This is a genomic window from Streptomyces sp. NBC_00083 (assembly GCF_026343295.1).
Lineage (GTDB): Bacteria > Actinomycetota > Actinomycetes > Streptomycetales > Streptomycetaceae > Streptomyces.
Window position 1 is genome coordinate 600,754 of sequence record NZ_JAPELY010000001.1, and the last position, 21,662, is coordinate 622,415.

Genomic DNA, 21,662 nt, shown 5'->3' on the forward strand with positions numbered 1-21,662 from the left:
CTCCGCCCCAGACCCCGGTCGCGCCTCAACGGCGCTCGTCCTCAATCGCCGGACGGGCTGGGTATGCCGACGTTGCCCGGCATGGATCCCGCTGGGGGCGCGGGGAACTGCGCGAGAAGCGGGCACGGTCCGCACCCGAAAGCGGGTTGCCTGGGGCTCCGCCCCAGACCCCGGTCGCGCCTCAACGGCGCTCGTCCTCAATCGCCGGACGGGCTGGGTATGCCGACGTTGCCCGGCATGGATCCCGCTGGGGGCGCGGGGAACTGCGCGGGACGCGGGCACGGTCCGCAGATGGCAGCCGGGGTTGCCGGGGCTCTGCCCCAGCCCCCCCTACGGGGTATCTGTCCGGATACCCATGGCGCCCACCGCACAAGCTCCGTAGGGTATGCGATCGGTAAAGATCTGGCCCGCACGGGGAGTTGGCATGGGTTTCGAGGACGAATGGCGCCGGTCGCACACCAACGTCGCCATGAGACTGAACCAGGTGCCGGGGGACCCGGGCAGCACCGCCGGTACGGCCGGTACGGGCGGTACGCCCGACACGGCCAGCACCCGCGGCGCCGACCTCGTGGCGCACGCCGACGACCTCGGAGTGGTGGGCGGTGACGCCTACAAGCTGTACGACGCCCTGCGGGTCGACGGCGACCACGCCCGCCAGTCCACCTTCGAGGCGGCGCGTGCCCTCAGCGCGGACAACTTCACCAGCGGCGACGCCCTGATGAAGGTCCACGACCTGTGGCAAAGCCAGTTCTCCACGCTGAAGGACGCCTGCGCGCAGATCTCCAACCACCTCGACTACTCGGTCGCCCAGCACACCAAGGACGACGCCGAGGTGCTCGGCGCACTCGCCCAGGTCTCCGTCATCAGCGGATACCTCAAGTAGCGCCGAGGGGAAACACGTTCATGCTGACGTACGCGGATGTCCTCAACGCGCCGGTGGACAAGGTGAAGACGGCCGTCGACGACTGGTCGGAGATGGCGACCCGGCTCAGAAGGCTCGCCGGCGAGGCGCACGACGGAATGCGGGCCCACGCGGAGCGGGCCTCGTGGGCCGGGGTGAACGCGGGCGTCACGCGCGACTTCATCACCCGTACGGCCAAGGAGTTCGACGACGCCGCCAAGGAGGCGGCCGGCGTCCACCAGGTGCTCCTCGACGGCTACGGCGCCTTCAAGAAGGCCAAGGACGAGCTCCAGTCGATCGTGGACGAGGCCGGCAGGAGCGGCATCGCGATCGACGCGTCCGGCACCGTCACCGCCCGCCACCCCCTTCAGGACGACGTCGCGGCCCGGCACGACCCCGACTACCCGCAGGCGCTGGAAAAGCAGACCAGCGCCATCGAGGCGTGGCAGAAGCGGGTCACCGCGGCCGTCGAGACGTGCGCCGACGCGGACGAGTCGCTGCGGCTCGCGCTGAGCGGCAACGTCACCGACGCCCACGACTTCTCCGCGCCCAAGTACGCGAGCCTCGCCGACGAGGAGGCCGCGCGCGCCGCCGACCTCGCGAAGAAGGTCACGGGGCCGGGCGGCACCGCCCGCAACGTGGAGGCGCTCAAGCAGCTCCAGGAGCTGATGGACGACCATCGCGGCGAGCCGGGGTTCGCCACGTCCTTCTACCGGCGCATGGGCGCCGAGGGCACCCTGGAGTTCTACTCCCGGCTCTCCCTCGACGCGACGGGCCTCGGCCCGGCCGGCGCGGACCGAGCCGCGTCCGTCCTGCGCATCCAGGACGACATGGGCCCGATGCTCGGCCTCGCCACCAACCCCCGCACCCCGGGCCACCTCGACGCGAACTGGACCCTCGACCTGATGCGGGCCGGCCGCAAGCCGATGGACGTCAGCCGCTTCGCCGGCGTGACCACCAAGGTGTACGGCTACCAGGCGCTCGGCGCGCTGCTGCGGCACGGCACGTACGACAGGGAGTTCCTGCTGCCCGTCGCCCGCGACATGGTGGGCTTCGAGCACCAGAACCCCAAGGCGTTCCAGCAGGCCATGCCGTACAACAACGCGATGGCCTTCAACCTGGACAAGGACGGCGGCCGCGGCTTCGACCCCCTCACCGGCCTGATGACGGCGATGAGCAACAACCCGCAGGTGGCATCGGAGTTCTTCAACGAGCCGGTGCGGCAGGACTCCGACGGCAACGGCATCATCACCAAGGACGACAAGCCGGTCACGGTCAAGGACGACAAGGGCGTGTCGTCATCGCTCGGCATGGTCGACTACCTGCTGGACAAGGACCCGGCCGACGACTGGTACGACACCCCCCGAGGCACCGGCGCCGCCTCGACCCCCTTCCAGTCCGCCATGGGCAACGCCCTGGAAGCCGCGGTAACGGGCCGCACCCCGGGCGACACGGACGCGAAGCCGGTGCAGCACACGGCGGCGATGTCCCATGTGATGGAGAAGGTAGTCGAGAAAATCGGCTCGGACCCCGGCCTGGTCAAGGAAGGCGACGACGGAACCCCGGGAAAGCTTTCGGGACTTGTGGGGCACTTTGGGGACATGGCGGCGGAGTACATGCCGGATCTCCAGGCCATCTCGGAGAACGGCGCCCAGCAGGCGAAGCCGTTCGGGGTGCTTGCCGAATTCAAAATGGGCAACGTCGGCCGCTTCCTGGCCGCAGTGGCTCAGGATCCAGGGGCGTACGGCGCGATCACCAATGCACAACAGGCTTATACGACACTCCTGGTACGAGATGTCTTCGCGCACCCCGAGCTCCACGGCCACGATGTGGGCGAGGCAGTGCGAAACGCTGTTCACCCGGGCGGGCTGATCGCCGGAATGATGGCCGAGGCGCGGGTGGAGGCCGTCTGGGAGAAGCACGCCGCCGAGGACGAGGAATTCAACAAGGCGATCGAGGACAAGTCCAAGTGGACGAACCGGATCATCGACTCGTTCGGCGGCAAGTACATCGAACTGCTGCCGGCCGGCGACGCGGTCGAGTGGCTGAAGGAGGACATCTCCGAACGCCTGGTGGACGAGGCTCAACAGGACTCGTCGGATAAGGCGGGCAAGGAGGCCACGGACGGCTACTTGAACGCGGAGTCGGGCGCCAAGAAAGCTGCCGCGAACGCGGTGCACAGCGCCGGACGCAGCGCGGGCCTGGGGCAGCGCGACATCGCCGAATACGCAGGGACCGCGTCCACCAGCATTGCCAATGCCTACGCGGACGGGCATGCCGCCGCCACGACCGCTGCGCCCCGAGGGGGCAAGAAGTGATGCGGGTCGGGGGCCGGGTGAGGGCTGCCGCAACAGTTGGACTATTGCTGATGGCTCTGAGCGGTTGTTCGCAGGAACCGGCTGTGCCGAATATTCCGCAGAGCCTGTGTTGGGGGGCGTTCCGTGGCGAACAGGTCGTGCCGCTCCTACCCACAGGAGATGAGGCTCAACTGTCCACGTCCGGACCTGACTTCGACTTGGTCTCTGTCCACAGCAGCAGGGCCTGCCGGGTCTTCGTGGATCAGAAGGAGGGCTTTCTGGCCTGGGCGGAGGTGAGGAGTACCGGCAAGGGGACAGCCTGGGACCACTGGAGCGGCACGGATCCGACGACTCCCATTGATGTAGGCGACGAAGGGTTTCTTTTCCGCGACGGAGCCGACGCCGTCATGCTGTGCGAGCGCCCCGGCCTGCCACGAAGCTCCACGCTGAGCGCGGCAATGAAGTACGTCTCCATGGCGATTGTCGTGGAGCACGCCCCTAACGACGAGATCGTCAGGACCACCGCGCCTGCGCTCCTGCGGCAATACGTCCAGTTCGTGAAGCAGAAGCTGCAGTGCAGCACTGCGTAGCGCATAAAACTGTTGGAGGCCGTGGCGGGAATTGAACCCGCGTACCTCGCTTTGCAGGCGAGTCCCTGGGCCACTCGGGCACACGGCCAGGTGTTGGTGCGTTGTGATGACCGTAGGGGCGGGGGTGCCGGGCGGGGAAGGGGTCGGCGGGGGGTGCAATGTGACTGCCATGTGGCGTTCACAGGGGTTCATGAAGGGACCCGCGGCCTACGTCCATCGGACCAGGGCGGGATCCGTCTTTCGACAGGGGCCAGGGGCGCGCATGCCCCTTACTGTGTGCGGATGAGCACGCTTGAACCGTCCGATGCCGGACTCGTCGACCTTTCCCCTCAGGGCACCGGGGACGTCGACGAGGGCGGGATTCTCGGGCGGGAGCGGCGGGCGCTGAGCTTCGGGATCATCACCGTCGTCCTGCTCATCGCGTTCGAGGCGACCGCCGTAGGGACGGCGATGCCCGTCGCGGCGCGGGAGCTCGACGGGGTGTCGCTGTACGCGTTCGCCTTCTCCGCCTACTTCACGACGAGCCTGTTCGGGATGGTCGTCGCGGGGCAGTGGGCCGACCGGCGCGGACCGCTCGGGGCGCTCGGCCTCGGCATCAGCGGGTTCGCGGCGGGGCTGCTGCTGTCCGGGACCGCGGTGAACATGTGGACGTTCATCGCCGGCCGCGCGGTACAGGGGCTCGGCGGCGGGCTGGTGATCGTCGCGCTGTACGTCGTCATGGGGCGGGCCTACCCCGCCCGGCTCCAGCCGACGATCATGGCGGCGTTCGCGGCGGGCTGGGTCGTGCCGTCGGTGGTCGGGCCGCTCGTCGCGGGGACGGTCACCGAACAGCTGGGCTGGCGCTGGGTGTTCATCGGCATCCCGGTGCTTGTGGTCTTCCCGCTGGCGCTCGCGCTGCCCGCGACGCGGCGGATGGCGTCCGGCCCCGCCGACCCCTCCGCACCCGTCGAGCCCTTCGACCGGCGCCGGATCAAGCTGGCGTTGAGCATCTCGGTCGGCGCGGGGCTGCTCCAGTACGCGGGTCAGGACCTGAGGTGGCTGTCCGTGCTGCCGCTCGTGGCGGGCGTCGCGCTGCTCGGGCCGGCCGTCACCGGACGGCGGGCCCTGCTGCCGCACGGCACGTGGCGGGCGGCGCGGGGGCTGCCGTCGGTGGTGCTGCTGCGCGGGATCGCGGCGGGGTCGTTCATCGCGGCGGAGTCCTTCGTGCCGCTGATGCTCGTCACGCAGCGCGGCCTGACGCCGACGATGGCCGGGCTCTCGCTCGCCGTCGGCGGGGCGACGTGGGCGCTGGGTTCGTACGTCCAGGCGCGGCCCCGGATGGAGGCGCACCGGGAGCGGCTCATGGTGGCCGGGATGGTCCAGGTCGCCCTCGCGATCGTGGCGGCGCCGAGCGTGCTGGTCGCGGCGGTGCCGGTGTGGGTGGTGGCCGTCGCGTGGGGCGTGGGGTGCTTCGGCATGGGCATGGTCATCACCTCGACGAGCGTGCTGCTCCTCAAGCTCTCGGCGCCGCACGAGGCGGGGGCGAACTCCGCGGCGCTCCAGATATCGGACGGGCTGTCCAACGTGCTGCTCCTCGCGGCGGGCGGCGCGGGGTTCGCGGCGCTCGGGGGCGGGGCGGTCGCGGGGGTCACCGGGTCGCACCCGGGGGCGTTCCTGATGGTGTTCCTGCCGATGGCGGTCGTGGCGGCCGGCGGGGCGTGGGTGGCGACCCGGGTCAGGTAGCCCGGCCCCGTCCCGCGTGGGCGTGTCCCGCGCAGTTCCCCGCGCCCCTGACTGCTCGATGCCGGGCAGCATGCGCATCCTCAGCCCGTCCGGCGTTTGAGGACGAGCGCCGTTCAGGCGCGTTCGGGGTCTGGGGCGGAGCCCCGGGCGACCCCGCTTTCGTCTGCGGACCGTGCCCGCGTCTCGCGCAGTTCCCCGCGCCCCCAGGTGGGCTGAACTCGGCGGCATGCCCAGCATGGGCGTACCCAGCCCGTCCGGCGTTTGAGGACGAGCGCCCTCAAGGCGCGAACCGGGGTCTGGGGCAGAGCACCAGGCAACCCCGCCTACGGCTGCGGACCCTGCCCGCGCCCCGCGCAGACCCCTCCCCACCCCCCTGTGAGCCAGGTCTCAACCCCGCCCCGCCACCCCGCCGCACCCCGGCCCCGCCGCCCCGCGCCGGTAAGGTGGCCCGGTTGTCGTACGTAAGCGCCCGAGATCCCGTACACCGAGAGCCCCGAACCCGTACACCGAGAGCCCCGAACCGGAGACCGTGACTACTACCGCCTCCCACCACCTCTCACCCGCCTTCCCCGGCCGTGCCCCCTGGGGTACCGCCAACAAGCTGCGTGCCTGGCAGCAGGGCGCCCTGGAGAGGTATGTCCAGGAGCAGCCGCGCGACTTCCTCGCCGTCGCGACGCCCGGCGCCGGCAAGACGACGTTCGCGCTGACGCTCGCGTCGTGGCTGCTCCACCACCACGTGGTGCAGCAGATCACCGTCGTCGCGCCCACCGAGCACCTGAAGAAGCAGTGGGCCGACGCGGCCGCCCGCGTCGGCATCAAGCTCGACCCGGACTACAGCGCGGGTCCGCTGAACCGCGAGTACCACGGCGTGGCCGTCACGTACGCCGGTGTGGGCGTCCGCCCGATGCTGCACCGCAACCGGTGCGAGCAGCGCAAGACGCTGGTGATCCTGGACGAGATCCACCACGCCGGAGACTCCAAGTCGTGGGGCGAGGCGTGCCTGGAGGCGTTCGATCCCGCCACCCGGCGGCTCGCGCTCACCGGCACCCCGTTCCGCTCGGACACCAACCCGATCCCGTTCGTGACGTACGAGGAGGGCAACGACGGGATCCGGCGTTCCTCCGCCGACTACACCTACGGCTACGGCAACGCGCTCGCCGACGGTGTCGTGCGGCCGGTCATATTCATGAGCTACAGCGGCAACATGCGCTGGCGCACCAAGGCGGGCGACGAGATCGCGGCCCGGCTCGGCGAGCCCATGACCAAGGACGCCATCTCGCAGGCCTGGCGCACCGCGCTCGACGCGCGCGGCGACTGGATGCCCAATGTGCTGCGCGCCGCCGACCGGCGGCTGACCGAGGTCCGCAAGGCCATCCCGGACGCCGGCGCGCTCGTCATCGCCTCCGACCAGGACTCCGCCCGCGCCTACGCCAAGCTGATCCGCGAGATCACCGGCACGAAGGCGACCGTCGTGCTTTCCGACGACACCGGCGCCTCGAAACGGATCGACGAATTCAGCGAAAGCGACGACCGGTGGATGGTCGCCGTCCGCATGGTGTCGGAGGGCGTCGACGTGCCGCGCCTCGCCGTCGGCGTGTACGCGACCACCATTTCGACTCCCCTCTTCTTCGCCCAGGCCGTCGGCCGTTTCGTGCGGTCCCGCCGGCGCGGTGAGACCGCTTCCGTTTTCCTTCCGACCATTCCGATGCTCCTCGGCTTCGCCAATGAGATGGAGGTCGAGCGCGACCACGTGCTCGACAAGCCGAAGAAGGAGGGCGAGGAAGACCCCTACGCCGAGTCCGAGCAGGAAATGGACGACGCGAACAAGCAGGAGGACGAGGACACCGGGGAGCAGGACATGCTGCCCTTCGAAGCCCTCGAATCCGACGCCGTCTTCGACCGCGTCATGTACAACGGCGCCGAATTCGGCATGCAGGCCCACCCGGGGAGCGAGGAGGAGCAGGACTATCTCGGCATTCCGGGACTGCTCGAACCCGACCAGGTGCAGATGCTGCTCCAGAAGCGGCAGGCCCGGCAGATCGCGCACAGCCGCCAGAAGCCGGCCGACGAGGCCGACCTGCTCGAAATGCCCGCCGAGCGGCGGCCCGTGGTTTCGCACAAGGAGCTCCTCGAACTCCGTAAGTCGCTCAACACGATGGTCGGCGCGTACGTCCACCAGAGCGGCAAGCCGCACGGCGTCATCCACACCGAGCTGCGCCGGGTGTGCGGTGGGCCGCCGAGCGCCGAGGCCTCGGCCGGGCAGCTCCGTGAGCGGATCAAGAAGGTCCAGGAGTGGGCCACCCGCATGAAGTAGCGGGCGGCGGCGGGGAGAAGTGAGCGGGGCCCGGCACGTGCGTTGCCGGGCCCCGCTCGACCCCGCGGGTGCAAGGCCCGCGGGGTCGGGATGTGCACGAGGACCGGCCCCCACGGACGCCCCTCGAACGTCTGCCACGGTAATGTCCCGGCAAATCTGTGGTGCTCGCCCAAGGTCCCCGGTGATACGGACTTAGGTCCCGAAGGTGATCGAACGGGGATCAAACGGGGGCCAATTTCATCGTTTCCGGTGTTTGTTTGTCCATCCGCCGGGGCCCTTCCGTCCATTCCGTACGGATCGGAATTCTGCTCGCGCCCGGATTCTGGACGAGGTCTTCCGCTGAGCGGTGTCCGCTCGCTACTGTCCCCGCCATGCAAACGCCCCGTGGCAGTGTCGCCGCGGAGCGCAGCCGGTGCCTTGGCCTCGCCGGCGGGCTCTGCGCGCGATGCCGATGGGACCGGCATGGCGAACCACGTGAGAGTGCCGCCGCGACTCGCCACTTAAGGAGTGGGTCGTGACCGCGGAGACCTCCCAGACGCTCGACCGGGGACTACGGGTCCTCAAACTGCTCGCCGACACCGACCACGGTCTGACGGTCACCGAGTTGTCCAACAAACTCGGCGTCAACCGCACGGTCGTCTATCGCCTGCTCGCGACCCTGGAGCAGCACACGCTGGTCCGCCGTGACCTGGGCGGCCGCGCCCGGGTCGGGCTCGGGGTGCTGCGGCTCGGCCGCCAGGTGCATCCGCTGGTCCGTGAGGCGGCGCTGCCCGCGCTGCGCTCGCTCGCCGAGGACATCGGCGCCACCGCCCACCTCACCCTGGTCGACGGTTCGGACGCGCTCGCCGTGGCCGTCGTCGAGCCGACCTGGACGGACTACCACGTCGCCTACCGGGCCGGGTTCCGCCACCCCCTGGACAAGGGCGCCGCGGGCCGGGCGATCCTCTCGGCCCGGAAGAACGGCGGCCTCGGCGAGCCCGGCTTCACCCTCACCCACGGCGAGCTCGAAGCCGGCGCGAGCGGAGCCGCCGCCCCGCTGGTCGGGGTGACCGGGATAGAGGGCAGCGTGGGCGTGGTGATGCTCGCCGACGCGGTGCCGGAACGGGTCGGCCCGCGCGTGGTGGACGCCGCGAAGGAAGTCGCCGACGCGCTGCGCTGAGCACGGGGCTCCCCGGGGGAGGCCGAGGGGCGTGCGGCCGGGGGCCGGGGGCGTACGGCTAGATTGGAGCCGTGCTCTCTCGTCACCCCCGCCTCCGCAACCTCGCCATTGGCGCCGCGCCGGTCGTCGCGCTGCTCGCCGTCGCCTGCTTCGCGCCGCTGCCGTTCGCGGTGGCGCAGCCGGGGCCGACCGCGAACGTGCTGGGGAACGACGAGGGCAAGCCGGTGATCACCATCACCGGCGCGCCGACCCGCCCCACCAGCGGCCAGCTGCGGATGACCACCATCCTGGCGACGGGACCCGACGCGGACGTCGGCATCTCCGACGTCGTCGACGGCTGGTTCCGCACCGACCGGGCCGTGATGCCCCACGACTCGGTCTATCCCGGCGGCGGCAGCGAGAAGGACATCTCCGAGCACAACCAGGCCGAGATGAAGCAGTCGCAGGACGCCGCGTCGGTCGCCGCCCTCGGCTATCTCGGCCTCAGCCCCGACAAGGTCAAGATCGACCTGCACCTCGCCGACGTCGGCGGCCCGAGCGCGGGCCTGCTCTTCACGCTCGGCATCATCGACAAGCTGAACGGCGACGGTTCGGGCGGCGACCTCACCGGTGGCCGCACCATCGCCGGCACCGGCACGATCGCGGACGACGGCGGTGTCGGAGCGGTCGGCGGCGTGGCGCTCAAGACCCAGGCCGCCGCGCGGGACGGCGCGACCGTGTTCCTCGTCCCGAAGGGCGAGTGCTCGGACGCCAAGTCGGAGCTGCCCAAGGGGCTGCGTCTGATTCCGGTGACGACGCTGAAGGGCGCGGTCTCCGCCCTCCAGTCCCTGCAGAAGGGCGCCCCGGTCCCGTCCTGCTGACGCCGTCCCTCACACCAGCCGCACCGACCGCCGGGGCGGCTGCTGGCGCGCCATCCGCGTTCCCAACTCGACGAGGAACAGGCCGACTTGAGTGCGCAGTCGGTGTTCGCCGGGGAGCGCGGAGCGTGCCTCGGCGATCAGGTCGGCGGAGCGCAGGTGGTGCAGCAGGTGGTGGACGTCGCTGTGCATGACGCAGGTCCCTTCTACGGGGCTGGATTCGGCGGCGGTGGCGCGGGACGGGGCCGGGCGCGGGTTCAGCGGGGCGGGGCCGACCGGGGGAAGGCGTGCAGGTGCACGCGGACCTGGGCGGTCTCGGCCTCCGCCGCGACGGCCCGGTAGGGCTCGACCACGGCGTGCAGCTTGTCGTTGAGCTCCTGCAGCTGGGCCGGGGTCAGGTTCAGGGTGAAGTCGCTCAGGTCGCTGCTGGCGGCCCACGCCTGCGGCCAGTCCTGCTTGGTCCCGAGCCACGTCGAGAGCTCCTGGGTGTGGATGGTGGCGACCTCGTGCAGGAAGAGGTCGGCGGCGCCCCGCACCTCCGGGTCCCTGCTGGTGTGCAGGTCCTCCGCGAAGGTCGTGCCGTTGTGCACCGGCTTCCACCAGCGCTCGCGGCCCTTGCCGCGCCCCGGGTCGTCCTCCACGAAGCCGTGCGCGGCCAGCTGGCGCAGGTGGTAGCTGGTGGCGCCGCTCGACTCGCCCAGCCGCTCGGCGAGCTGGGAGGCGGTCGCCGAGCCGTCGTGCCGCAGCGACTTCAGGATGCGCATCCGCAGCGGGTGGGCGAGGCCGCGCAGGGAGCGGGCGTCGAGGATGCGCTCCCCGCTCGCGTTCTCCAGGGGCGGGACGTCGGACCGCTTGTTCTCGGGCATGGTCCAAAGATAGCTATGCAAAGAGAACGTTGCAACGCTTTCTTTGCAACGAGTTCTTTGTGCGGGTCCTCAGCCCTTCTTGATGAACCCCTCCCGCACCAGCCACGCGAGGGCGACGTCGTGCGGGTCCTCGCCGTCCACGTCGACCTTCGCGTTCAGCTCCCGGGCCACCTGCGTCGTCAGTTTCGCGCTCAACGGGTCCAACAGCCCTGCGATCGCCGGGTACTTGGCGTACGTCTTGCTGTGCAGCACCGGCGCCGCGTTGTAGTTGGGGAAGAAGTGCCGGTCGTCCTGGACCGTCGCCAGGTGCATCGCCTGGATGCGGCCGTCGGTGGTGAACACCTCGCCGAGGAGACACGAGTCGGACTTGGAGACCTGGGTGTAGATGATCCCGGCGTCCATCTTCTGGATATTGCCCGCGGGGATCGACATGCCGTACGCCTTCTCCATGCCGGGCAGCCCGTCCTCGCGCGAGGCGAACTCGTTCTCCACGCAGATCGTCACCGCGGAGGGGTCCTTCTTCGCGAGCGCGGCCACGTCGGAGAGCGTCTTGAGGTGGTACTTGGCGTTGTTGGCCTGGCTGATGCCGAGCGAGTAGGTGTTGTCGAGGGTCGACTGGGGCAGCCAGGTCACGCCGTGCGCCAGGTCGGCGTCGCGTACCGCCCGCCACTGCGCCTGCGGGTCGACGATGGGCTTGCTGTGCCCCAGATAGGTGATCCACGCCGTGCCCGTGTAGTCGTACATCGCGTCGGCGTCGCCCTTCACGATCGCCTCGCGGGCGCTGATCGACCCGGGCAGGTTCGTGCGGTCGAGGACCTCCGCGCCCGCCGCCTTGAAGACCAGGCCGACCATCTGGCCGAGGATGATGTTCTCGCTGAAGTTCTTCGACGTCACCGTCAGGGAGGCACCCTTCAGCGGCAGGCCCGTGCCGATCGAGCCGGGCACCACGTCGTCCACCATCGGCGAACCGGACTTGAGCCCGCAGCCCGACGCCACGGCCAGCAGCGCCAGGGCGCCGCCGGCGGCTGCCAGTGCCGTACGCAGACGCCGGGCCGCCCCGCCTTCCGTCCGGGCCGCCCCGGCTCCCGTGCGCATCACGGCTCCTCCAGTCCGCGCGGCGTCAGCGCCAGTTCGGCCAGTGAGGCGAGCCAGTCCACGAAGAGCGCGAGCGCCACCGTCAGGATCGAGCCGAGGATCAGGACCGGCATGCGCTGGGTCTGGATGCCGGAGGTGATGAGGTCGCCGAGCCCGCCACCGCCGCCGAACGTGGCGAGCGTGGCCGTGCCGACGTTCAGGACGAGCGCCGTACGCACCCCCGCGAGGATCAGCGGCACCGCGAGCGGCAGCTCGACCTTGCCCAGGGTGCCGAACCCCGACATGCCGATGCCCCGGGCCGCCTCGACGAGCTGCGGGTCGATCGCCTTGAGACCCGCCACGGTGTTGGAGAGCACCGGCAGGACCGCGTAGATCACCATGCCCACGATCGCCGTGCCGGGCCCGATGCCGAGCCAGATCACCAACAGCGCCAGCAGACCGATGGCCGGGGTGGCCTGCCCGATGTTGGCGAGCGCCGTGACCGGCGCGGCCGCCCTGCTCACCCCGCGCCGGGTCAGCGCGATGCCCAGCGGAATCGCGATGATCAGCACCCAGAACGTCGAAATCGCCGTCAGCTTGACGTGCTGCCACAGACGCAACTGGACGTTGCCGTTGTCGAGGGAGTTCCGCGCGATGGCGTCCAGATGGACATGGGTGATCCAGATGTACGTGATCACGAGGGCCACCACCAGCACGGCCGGCAGGAGGACCAGCTTCTGCCAGGTGATCCGCCGGACCGGCCTGCCCGGGACCGGGCCCGCCTGCTCCTCGGGCTCCATCAGCGGATCGGGCAGCTCGTCGCGGAAGGCGTGGCCCTTGACGTCGTGCTCACCCGGCGGGCGTCCGGCGGGCACGGGGTTCTGAGGCGTCATGACGGCTCCGCACCGCCCTCCAGCTCCTGTTCGGTCTGGTGGTGGCGGAGCTCCGCGAGGTCGTGCTGGTGCTCGATGGCGGCGAGCCGGTCGGCCTCCAGGAGCTCGTGCACCGAGGTCATCAGCGTCTCCATGTCGACGACGCCGATGTACTCGCCGCGCCGCCCGGTCACCGCGACCCGCCCGCCGGAGTCGGTGAGCACCGCCTCCAGGGCGTCGTGCAGCGTCGCGTCCCGCGTCACCGTGTCGTGCACCAGCTGCCCGGCCCGCGCGAGGGAGCCCTTGGCGCGCATCAGGTCGCCGCGCCGGAGCCACTTGTAGGGGCGGTTGTGGCGGTCCAGCATGAGCAGTTCGTTGTGCGGGCCGCTGCGCAGCTTGTTGAAGATCGACTGGAGCGGGTCGTCGACGGTGACCGTGGGAAATCCGGCCATCTCCACGTCCCGTACGCGCGTGAGGTTGAGCCGCTTGAGGGCGGCGCCCGCGCCCACGAACCCGGAGACGAAGTCGTCGGCGGGGTTGGTGAGGATCGCCTCCGGGGTGTCGAACTGGGCGATGTGCGAGTGCTCGCGCAGCACCGCGATCCGGTCGCCCAGTTTGATCGCCTCGTCGAAGTCGTGGGTGACGAAGACGATCGTCTTGTGCAGCTCGTGCTGGAGACGGATCAGCTCGTCCTGGAGGTGGTCGCGGGTGATCGGGTCGACCGCGCCGAACGGCTCGTCCATCAGGAGCACCGGCGGATCGGCCGCCAACGCCCGTGCCACGCCCACGCGTTGCTGCTGTCCGCCGGAGAGCTGGCGCGGGTAGCGGTCGTGGAACTCGCGCGGGTCGAGCCCCACCAGGTCGAGCATCTCCTCGACCCGGTCCCGCACCTTCGCCTTGGACCAGCCGATCATCCTGGGTACGAGCGCGATGTTCTCGGCGACCGTCATGTGCGGGAAGAGACCGGACGACTGGATCGCGTACCCGACCTTGCGGCGCAGCTTCACCGGGTCGATGTCGGTGACGTCCTCGTCGTTGATCCGGATGCGGCCCGAGGTCGGCTCGATCAGCCGGTTGATCATCTTGAGGGTGGTCGACTTCCCGCACCCCGAGGGGCCGACGAAGATGACCGTCTCGCCCGCCTTGATCTCCATGGTGACGCCGTCCACGGCCGGGGTGGCGTTGCCCGGATAGCGCTTGGTCAGGTTCTCCAGGTGGATGGAGGCCCCGGAGGTGGGGCCGCCCGGCCCGGACGAGGGCGCGCCGGACGTCGGCGTACCGGGCAGGGAGGCGCCGGACGCGGACGGCCCGGACACGGGGCGCTCAGACACGGATCCCCCTCGGGATGGTGAGACGGCCGATCAGCACGTACGCCGCGTCGAAGAGCAGGGCGAGCACCACGATGCCGAGGGTGCCCGCGAGCACCTGGTTGAGGGCGTTGGCGCTGCCGAGCGAGGCGATGCCGCGGAAGATCTCGTTGCCGAGCCCGGGGCCCGACGCGTACGCGGCGATCGCCGCGATGCCCATCAGCATCTGCGTGGAGACCCGGATCCCGGTCAGGATCGGCGGCCAGGCCAGCGGGAGCTCGACCCGCAGGAGCCTGGCGGCGCGGGACATCCCGATGCCCTTCGCGGCGTCCACGAGGGAGGGGTCGACACCGCGCAGGCCCACGATGGAGTTGCGGACGATCGGCAGCAGCCCGTAGAGGGTCAGGGTGAGGACGGTGGGCGCCACGCCGAGGCCGACCAGCGGGATCAGCAGACCGATCATGGCGAGCGAGGGGATCGTGAGGATCGTCGAGGTGGAGGTGATGGCGAGCCCCGCCGCCCAGCCGCTGCGGTAGGTCGCCACGCCGATCACGACACCGATCACCGTCGCGATCACCATGCACTGGAACACCGCGCTCGCGTGCTGGTAGGCGTCGGTGAGCAGCTGCTGGTGCCTGCTGGACAGATAGCTCCAGAAGCCCACGCGCTCACCCCTGTCGGTCTCCGGTCAGCCACCGCCGGGCACGGGGTCCTGACCCGCCTGCTCCACCAGCGGGATGATCCGCAGCGGGACCGGGTTCTCCATGACGATCGCCGTCGCGGCCCGGACGATGCCATCAAAACCGACAACCCGGTCGATCACCCGCTGGAGATCGGCGTTGGAACGGGCCACGAGCCGGCACAGCATGTCGCCCTGGCCGGTGGTGGTGTGCAGCTCCAGGACCTCGGGCACGGACGCCAAGTGCGCCCGCACGTCGGCCCCCTGGCCCTGTTTGATCTCCAGGGTGGCGAAGGCGGTGACCGGATAGCCGAGCGCGGCCGGATCGACGTCGGGGCCGAAGCCGCGGATGACTCCATTCGACTGAAGCCGGTCGAGCCGCGCCTGGACCGTGCCCCGGGCCACCCCGAGCCGCCGGGACGCCTCCAGGACACCGATGCGGGGCTCGCGGGCGAGCAGCACGATCAGCCGCCCGTCCAGATGATCGATCGCCATGGCCGCCCTCCGGATGGTCATCGTGTACAGAACGCCCCCCTATCGTGACCGTCCACTGTGCAGATTGACCAGTGAATGTGCGAACTATTGCGCAGCTTGCGGGACGGAGGGACTCTCCTCGCATGACTGAGACCCTGGATCAGACCCCCGGAACCGCGCGGCAGGCCGACCCCTTCCCGGTGAAGGGCATGGACGCGGTCGTCTTCGCCGTGGGCAACGCCAAGCAGGCCGCGCACTACTACTCGACGGCCTTCGGCATGAAGCTGGTCGCCTACTCCGGACCGGAGAACGGCAGCCGCGAGACCGCCAGTTACGTGCTGACCAGCGGCGGCGCCCGCTTCGTCCTCACCTCCGTCATCAAGCCGGCCACCGACCACGGCCGCTTCCTCGCCGATCACGTCGCCGAGCACGGCGACGGCGTGGTGGACCTCGCCATCGAGGTGCCGGACGCGCGGGCCGCGTACGCGTACGCCACCGAGCACGGCGCCACCGGCATCGAGGAGCCGCACGAGGTCACCGACGAGCGCGGCACCGTCGTCCTCGCCGCGATCGCCACGTACGGCAAGACCCGGCACACCCTGGTCGAGCGCGCCGGCTACACCGGCCCCTACCTGCCGGGCTTCGTCGAGGCCGCCCCGATGGTGGAGACCCCGAAGCGCTTCTTCCAGGCGATCGACCACTGCGTCGGCAACGTCGAACTCGGCAAGATGAACGAGTGGGTGGCGTTCTACAACAACGTCATGGGCTTCACCAACATGAAGGAGTTCGTGGGCGACGACATCGCCACCGAGTACTCCGCGCTCATGTCGAAGGTCGTCGCCGACGGCACCCTCAAGGTGAAGTTCCCGCTCAACGAGCCGGCCATCGCCAAGAAGAAGTCGCAGATCGACGAGTACCTGGAGTTCTACGGCGGCCCCGGCGTCCAGCACATCGCGCTCGCCACCAACGACATCGTCGCCTCGGTACGCGCCATGCGCGCCGCCGGTGTGCAGTTCCTCGACACGCCCGACTCGTACTACGACACCCTCGGCGAGTGGGCCGGCGAGACCCGGGTGCCGGTCGAGACGCTGCGCGAGCTGAAGATCCTGGTCGACCGCGACGAGGACGGCTACCTGCTCCAGATCTTCACCAAGCCGGTCCAGGACCGCCCCACCGTCTTCTTCGAGATGATCGAGCGACACGGTTCGATGGGGTTCGGCAAGGGCAACTTCAAGGCCCTGTTCGAGGCCATCGAGCGCGAGCAGGAGCGGCGGGGCAACCTCTGAGCAGTCGCCGACCGGCGGCCGACCGGCCGCCGACCTGCAACTGGTCACGCCCGTACGGTAATTGAGTTACCGTCATGAGTCCCACGGCCCCACGGACCTGACCCGTGGGGCCGCGGCCTGTGCGCCCGCCGTCGTGGCCGGCGCGCCGCCGTCGGGAAGGCCGCGCCTCAGTGCCGCTGCGACGGCTTCGCCGGCCTGGCGGGCCGTGGCCGCACGGGGTGCTTGGTGCCCTGGTTGGACGACATGCCGGACGACGCGGAACCCCCGCCGCCCGAACCCGAACCGCCGCCCGAACCGCCGCCCGACCCCGAGCCGGAATCCGCGCCCGAGCCGGCACCGCCCTGCGCCGCGGCCGCCACATGGCCGTACACGTCCCGCGGCCCGCCCCCCGGCGGATCGCCGAGCGCCGCGAGCGCCTCCTTCGCCTTCGGCCCCCACACCGGCGAGAAGGACGGGTTGGTGCGCAGCGCGTCCTGCAAGTGGCGCCGCGCCGCGCCCGGCTGGCCCAAGTCCCGCTCGATCATGGCCTGGTGGTAGGAGAACAGCGCGCTGCGCACCCCGGAGTCGGTCGCCTTGCGCACATGCGCCATCGCCTCCTCCGTCTCGCCCGCCCGGTACATCGCCCAGCCCAGCGCGTCCTCCGCGGCCGGACTCGGATGCGCCTTCCACTCCGCTTCGAGCCGGTCCACCGCCGAGTGCACCGCACCGTGGTCGGCCTCGAACCGGCCGAGCACCAAGGCGTCGTCCACCCCGTTGGAACCGTCCCGCGCGGCCAGCTCGCGCAGCTTGTCGAACCAGGTCCGCGCGTCGCCGTCCAGACCCTGCGCCTCGTACAACTCGCCGAGTTCCAGGGCGTATTCGGGCCGGGGGAGCCGCAGAATCGCCGCCTGGTAGTCGCGCTGCGCGTCCGCCGTGCGGCCGAGCGCCGCCTTGGCCCTGGCCCGGCCCGCGAGCGCCTCGGCGGCGCCGGGGTCGGCGTGCAGCGCCGCCTCGTACCGCGCGAGGGCGCCCTCCGGCTCGCCCCGCTCCCAGGCGAGGTCCCCGGCCGCCACCAGTGCCGCGGCCTTCTGCACGGGCGACGTGGCGTGCGCGACGGCCTCGTCGGCGGCGACCGACGCGTCCTCGCGCCAGCCGTGCGCCCGGTAGACCTCGGCCGCCTGCGTCAACGAGGCCGCCCCGTCGCGGAGTTCGAGCAGCCGCTCCACCGCCTTGGCCGCGCCCTTCGCGTCGCCGAGCCCGTTGTACGCCTCGATCAGCGGCGGGTACAGCGTCCAGCGGTTGCCCGCGCGGGCCCGTACCCCTTCGGCGAGGGTGCGGGCCGCCGCGTAGTCGTGGCGGGCGTTGGCGAGGGCCGCGAGCCCGATCTCCGCGTCCTGGTTGTCCTGCGGGCGCACTTCGAGGGAGCGCTTGAGCGCCCACTCCGCCCGCGGATAGAACGACGGGTCCGCGGCCCGCTCGCCGCGCTCCACATACGCCGAGCCGAGCACCGCCCAGGACGCCTCGTCCTTCGGGTGCGTGCGCACCCAGGCCGCCCGGTCGGTGATGAGCGCCGTCAGATCGCCCACCGCGGCCGGCGCGCCCGCGGTCACGGCGGTCAGGGCGCGCGCCGCCGGCCCCGGGGCCGGCGGCGGCGCCTTCGGCCCCCGGTGCTCCGGCATGATCAGCAGGACGCCCCCGACCAGCACCCCCGCCGCGAGCGCCACCACGACGGCCCGCCGCAGGACCGGCCGCGGCCCCGTCCGCCGCACGGTCCGCCGCTGCGCCGCGGCCGACGCCGAGAGCCAGGCCGCCCGCCGGGCCGCGTCCGGATCCTGTTCGGTCTTAGCGATCTCCATGGCGTTCACTGTGCGTCAATACGAAGAGCCCACCCCGCCCCGCCCGACCGACCGGGGAAAGGGTTCACACCGATGGCCCCGGGTGCCAGGCTGAGACCATGGACGATCTTCTCGAACGGCTGCGTGAGGGCCTCCCGACTGACGCCGTCGTCACCGACCCCGACATCACCGGCTCCTACGCCCACGACATGGCGAGCTTCTGCACGGCGGGGAGCCCGGCGGTGGTGGTGCTGCCCCGCACCGTCGAGCAGGTCCAGCACGTGATGCGCACGGCCACCGCGCTGCGGGTGCCCGTCGTGCCGCAGGGCGCGCGCACCGGACTCTCCGGCGCGGCCAACGCCAGCGACGGCTGCATCGTCCTGTCGCTGGTCAAGATGGACCGCATCCTGGAGATCAGCCCGGTCGACCGGGTCGCGGTCGTCGAACCCGGCGTCGTCAACGCCGCACTGTCGCGCGCCGTCCACGAACACGGGCTCTACTACCCGCCGGACCCGTCCAGCTGGGAGATGTGCACCATCGGCGGGAACATCGGCACCGCCTCCGGCGGCCTGTGCTGTGTGAAGTACGGGGTGACCGCCGAGTACGTACTCGGCCTCGAGGTCGTCCTCGCGGACGGGCGCCTCATGAGCACCGGGCGGCGCACCGCCAAGGGCGTCGCGGGATACGACCTGACCCGGCTCTTCGTCGGCTCCGAAGGAAGCCTCGGCATCGTTGTCAAGGCGGTCCTCGCGCTGCGGCCCGCGCCGCCGCCGCAGCTCGCGCTCGCCGCCGAGTTCGGCTCGGCCGCGGCCGCCTGCGACGCCGTCGTCGCGATCATGGAGCGCGGCCACACCCCGTCCCTGCTCGAACTCATGGACCGCACCACCATCCAGGCCGTCAACCGCATGGCGAACATGGGCCTGCCCGAGACCACCGAGGCGCTGCTGCTCGCCGCGTTCGACACGCCCCACGCGGCCGCCGACCTCGCCGCCGTCGGCGCCCTGTGCACCGCCGCGGGCGCCACCGACGTCGTGCCCGCCGAGGACGTCGCCGAGTCCGAACTCCTGCTCCAGGCGAGGCGGTTGTCGCTCACGGCCCTGGAGACCATCAAGTCGGCCACGATGATCGACGACGTGTGCGTGCCGCGCTCCCGGCTCGCCGCGATGCTGGACGGCACCTCGGCGATCGCCGCCAAGTACGGCCTCACCATCGGGGTCTGCGCCCACGCGGGCGACGGCAACACCCATCCCGTCGTCTGCTTCGACGCCGCCGACGAGGACGAGTCGCGGCGCGCCCGCGAATCGTTCGACGAGATCATGGCGCTCGGCCTGGCGCTCGGCGGCACCATCACCGGCGAACACGGCGTCGGCGTCCTGAAGAAGGAGTGGCTGGCCCGCGAACTCGGTCCGGTCGGCGTCGAGATGCAGCGCGCCGTCAAGCACGCCTTCGACCCGCTGGGTCTGCTCAACCCCGGCAAGCTGTTCTGACCGCGCCCCCGCACCGCTCCCCTCGCCCGCCCCCTCACACCCCCTCCTCCGGGCGGGACTCGTCGCGGGGCCAGGGGTCGCGCAGCCACAGCTCGTCGGCGCGGCCCCGGCCGGAGGTGGCCGAAAGCAGCTCGGCGAGGCCGTCGTCGATGCCGAGCTGCTCGGTCTCCGAGCCCGGCACCACCACCCGCAGCGTGCGTTCGAGCCACGCCGAGACCGGCACGGCGGGCGCCTCCAGGAGGGCGTCGCCGTCCGGCGAACTGAGCGCCATCAGGACCACGCTGCGGCCCTCGACCTTCGTCGGCCAGATCCGCACATCGCCGTGGCCGCACGGCCGGAACACCCCCTCGACCAGCAGCTCCCGCGCGAAGGTCCAGTTCACGGGGGTGTCGGAGCCGATGTGGAAGGCGATGTGCACGGCGTACGGATCGTCCGCACGGTAGGTGAGCCGGGCCGGCACGGGGATGCTGCGCTCCGGCGACAGCACCAGCTTGAGCTCCAGTTCGCGCTCCACCACGGTGTGCATGGGGTTCCTCGTCTCTTCTCGGTACGGGGCCCACGAGCGGGCCGTACCGGATGAGAGCGCGTCCGGCGGCGGTCATGACGCGACTTCGGGAAAGTTTTTTCGCGGGCCGGGGGAGCGCCGGGCGCGGGGCGGGCGAGGGGGCCGCCGGCTACGGCGGGCCCGAGCCGCTCAGCCAGGTCGCCCCGTACACCGCGGAGCCGAGCGCGAGCGCGGCCACCACCGACGCCGCACGCGCCGCCCGCACCCGCGACAGCGCGAGCGCCACCGGCAGCAGCAGCGGGAACGCCGGAAGCAGCAGCCGGGGCTTCGAGCCGAAGTAGCCCGAGGAGCACAGCGCGAGCGCCACCACGATGCCGGTGTAGACGAGCAGCGGCAGCGGCTGGCGCTGCCGCACGCAGACTCCGTACGCCCACAGCGCGAGCGCCGTGCCCACGATCAGGCCGAGACCGGCCAGCACGACGGGCCAGCCGCCCAGGTGCGCCACGATGAACTTCGCGTACGCCAGCCCCCCGTCGAAGCCGTTTCCCCACTCGGCCTGCACCTCCAGATAGGCGAGCGGACCGCCGCGCCGCAGCCCCACCCACAGGATGAAACCGGCCGCGCCGAGCGGCGCGAGCACCACCCCGGCGAGCATCCGCGTCCCGATGTGCCGGGTGCGGCGCGCCTCCACCGCGGCGCCCGCCCACAGCGCCGCCGCGACCGCGAGTCCCACCGGCCGGGTGAGCCCCGCGAGCGACGCCAGGAGTCCGGCCTCGATCCAGCGCCGCCGGGCCACCGCGTACAGGGCCCACGCGGCGAGCGCCACGAACAGGGCCTCGCTGTACGCCATCGACTGGACGATCCCGACCGGCACCGCGGCCCACAGCGCCACCAGGAGGAGCCCCGCCCGGTGCCCGTGGAGGTGATGGCCGATCAGGTACATGCCCCATGCGGCGAGCGGCCCCGCGACCCCGCTCACCAGGAGCCCCGCATCGCCGGGGCCGAGCGGGCTCACCGCGCCGACGGCCCGCTCCAGCCAGGGGAGCAACGGGAAGAACGCCTGGTCGGACAGGACCCGGCCGTCCGGCGCGGTCAGCGTGAAGTCGTAGCCCGACTCGGCGACCCGTACGTACCAGAGCGAGTCCCAGCGCGCCGAGAGCAGTTCGTGGGCGCCGGCGCCGTTGGCACGCGGCCACACCGCGAGGACCAGCACGCCGAGCGCGCGGACCGCCGCGAAGGCCGCGACCGCCGTCCACGCCCGCCGGAGCACGGGAGCCGAGGCCTCGGGGGCGTTCACCGGGGTGTCGTGGCCGGTCAGGACGGACCCCACGTGCATCGCTCACCCACTTTCCTCACCGGCAGGGCCGGGCGCATCAGTTCGACGCCCGACGACTGTACGCACTGCCGCGCACCGCCCGTGCGGCGAGGACCCCGGTGCCGTGCGGCGCCCCCGCGTCG

Annotated in this window: 19 protein-coding genes and 1 tRNA gene; 9 read left to right on the plus strand and 11 right to left on the minus strand. The window is 71.4% G+C overall.

Translation table 11 applies throughout. The features are described 5' to 3' along the window. Positions 1 to 424: 424 nt before the first annotated feature. The 3 genes from OOJ98_RS02560 (at position 425) to OOJ98_RS02570 (ending at position 3,788) form a co-directional block, all read left to right on the plus strand. Positions 425 to 883: a hypothetical protein gene (locus tag OOJ98_RS02560; RefSeq protein ID WP_267052961.1), complete on the plus strand. Its 459-nt coding sequence runs from the start codon at positions 425 to 427 to the stop codon at positions 881 to 883. 20 nt (positions 884 to 903) lie between these two features. Further along, a complete protein-coding gene (locus tag OOJ98_RS02565) occupies positions 904 to 3,219 on the plus strand; it encodes a DUF6571 family protein (RefSeq protein WP_267052962.1) in 2,316 nt (771 codons plus the stop codon). A 236-nt stretch (positions 3,220 to 3,455) separates the two neighbouring features. Then, positions 3,456 to 3,788: a hypothetical protein gene (locus OOJ98_RS02570; protein ID WP_267052963.1), complete on the plus strand. Its 333-nt coding sequence runs from the start codon at positions 3,456 to 3,458 to the stop codon at positions 3,786 to 3,788. A gap of 13 nt (positions 3,789 to 3,801) precedes the next feature. Here OOJ98_RS02570 and OOJ98_RS02575 read toward each other — a convergent pair. Next, a tRNA-Cys gene (locus OOJ98_RS02575) sits at positions 3,802 to 3,876 on the minus strand. A 194-nt stretch (positions 3,877 to 4,070) separates the two neighbouring features. Between OOJ98_RS02575 and OOJ98_RS02580 the strand changes: the two genes are divergently transcribed. From OOJ98_RS02580 to OOJ98_RS02595, 4 genes are all read left to right on the plus strand, one after another. Further along, positions 4,071 to 5,510 carry an MFS transporter gene (locus OOJ98_RS02580; protein ID WP_267052964.1) on the plus strand — a complete coding sequence of 480 codons (1,440 nt, stop codon included), beginning with the start codon at positions 4,071 to 4,073 and terminating at the stop codon, positions 5,508 to 5,510. Between the two features lie 529 nt (positions 5,511 to 6,039). Next, complete coding sequence (locus OOJ98_RS02585) at positions 6,040 to 7,824, plus strand: DEAD/DEAH box helicase (RefSeq protein ID WP_267052965.1); 1,785 nt, start codon at positions 6,040 to 6,042, stop codon at positions 7,822 to 7,824. A gap of 514 nt (positions 7,825 to 8,338) precedes the next feature. Beyond that, positions 8,339 to 8,983: an IclR family transcriptional regulator gene (locus OOJ98_RS02590; protein WP_267052966.1), complete on the plus strand. Its 645-nt coding sequence runs from the start codon at positions 8,339 to 8,341 to the stop codon at positions 8,981 to 8,983. A gap of 71 nt (positions 8,984 to 9,054) precedes the next feature. Next, complete coding sequence (locus OOJ98_RS02595) at positions 9,055 to 9,843, plus strand: S16 family serine protease (protein ID WP_267052967.1); 789 nt, start codon at positions 9,055 to 9,057, stop codon at positions 9,841 to 9,843. Positions 9,844 to 9,852: 9 nt separating this feature from the next. Here OOJ98_RS02595 and OOJ98_RS02600 read toward each other — a convergent pair whose 3' ends face one another. The 7 genes from OOJ98_RS02600 to OOJ98_RS02630 all read right to left on the minus strand — a co-directional run bounded on the left by OOJ98_RS02600 (position 9,853) and on the right by OOJ98_RS02630 (position 15,133). Next, positions 9,853 to 10,032: a hypothetical protein gene (locus OOJ98_RS02600; protein ID WP_267052968.1), complete on the minus strand. Its 180-nt coding sequence runs from the start codon at positions 10,030 to 10,032 to the stop codon at positions 9,853 to 9,855. A gap of 65 nt (positions 10,033 to 10,097) precedes the next feature. Then, on the minus strand, positions 10,098 to 10,706 hold the full coding sequence (locus tag OOJ98_RS02605; RefSeq protein ID WP_267052969.1) for a transcriptional regulator: 609 nt from the start codon (positions 10,704 to 10,706) through the stop codon (positions 10,098 to 10,100). Between the two features lie 69 nt (positions 10,707 to 10,775). Further along, positions 10,776 to 11,801, minus strand: a complete 1,026-nt coding sequence (locus tag OOJ98_RS02610; RefSeq protein WP_267052970.1) for a glycine betaine ABC transporter substrate-binding protein — start codon at positions 11,799 to 11,801, stop codon at positions 10,776 to 10,778. Beyond that, a complete protein-coding gene (locus OOJ98_RS02615) occupies positions 11,801 to 12,673 on the minus strand; it encodes an ABC transporter permease (RefSeq protein ID WP_267052971.1) in 873 nt (290 codons plus the stop codon). The genes OOJ98_RS02610 and OOJ98_RS02615 overlap by 1 nt, the downstream gene beginning before the upstream one ends. Next, positions 12,670 to 13,938: a betaine/proline/choline family ABC transporter ATP-binding protein gene (locus OOJ98_RS02620; protein WP_267055483.1), complete on the minus strand. Its 1,269-nt coding sequence runs from the start codon at positions 13,936 to 13,938 to the stop codon at positions 12,670 to 12,672. Before OOJ98_RS02620 ends, OOJ98_RS02615 begins: the two co-directional genes overlap by 4 nt. Before the next feature lie 37 nt (positions 13,939 to 13,975). Then, entirely contained in the window at positions 13,976 to 14,623 is a 648-nt protein-coding gene (locus tag OOJ98_RS02625; RefSeq protein ID WP_267052972.1) for an ABC transporter permease, read from the minus strand. A 24-nt stretch (positions 14,624 to 14,647) separates the two neighbouring features. Then, the gene (locus tag OOJ98_RS02630; protein ID WP_267052973.1) at positions 14,648 to 15,133 is read right to left on the minus strand and encodes an Lrp/AsnC family transcriptional regulator; all 486 of its coding nucleotides are present in this window, start codon (positions 15,131 to 15,133) and stop codon (positions 14,648 to 14,650) included. Between the two features lie 122 nt (positions 15,134 to 15,255). On the opposite strand from OOJ98_RS02630, the gene hppD reads away from it, so the two are divergent. Further along, positions 15,256 to 16,398, plus strand: coding sequence for a 4-hydroxyphenylpyruvate dioxygenase (hppD, locus tag OOJ98_RS02635; RefSeq protein WP_267052974.1), 1,143 nt, complete (start codon positions 15,256 to 15,258; stop codon positions 16,396 to 16,398). Between the two features lie 167 nt (positions 16,399 to 16,565). Here the strand turns inward: hppD and OOJ98_RS02640 are convergent, their stop codons facing one another. Beyond that, positions 16,566 to 18,233 carry a lipopolysaccharide assembly protein LapB gene (locus OOJ98_RS02640; protein ID WP_267052975.1) on the minus strand — a complete coding sequence of 556 codons (1,668 nt, stop codon included), beginning with the start codon at positions 18,231 to 18,233 and terminating at the stop codon, positions 16,566 to 16,568. Between the two features lie 98 nt (positions 18,234 to 18,331). Here OOJ98_RS02640 and OOJ98_RS02645 point away from each other — a divergent pair, with 98 nt between their 5' ends. Next, the gene (locus OOJ98_RS02645; RefSeq protein ID WP_267052976.1) at positions 18,332 to 19,699 is read left to right on the plus strand and encodes an FAD-binding oxidoreductase; all 1,368 of its coding nucleotides are present in this window, start codon (positions 18,332 to 18,334) and stop codon (positions 19,697 to 19,699) included. Positions 19,700 to 19,733: 34 nt separating this feature from the next. Here the strand turns inward: OOJ98_RS02645 and OOJ98_RS02650 are convergent, their stop codons facing one another. Both OOJ98_RS02650 and OOJ98_RS02655 read right to left on the minus strand, forming a co-directional pair. Then, positions 19,734 to 20,225, minus strand: a complete 492-nt coding sequence (locus OOJ98_RS02650; RefSeq protein ID WP_267052977.1) for an SsgA family sporulation/cell division regulator — start codon at positions 20,223 to 20,225, stop codon at positions 19,734 to 19,736. A 148-nt stretch (positions 20,226 to 20,373) separates the two neighbouring features. Beyond that, positions 20,374 to 21,540: a glycosyltransferase family 39 protein gene (locus OOJ98_RS02655; protein ID WP_267052978.1), complete on the minus strand. Its 1,167-nt coding sequence runs from the start codon at positions 21,538 to 21,540 to the stop codon at positions 20,374 to 20,376. Between the last annotated feature and the right edge of the window lie 122 nt (positions 21,541 to 21,662).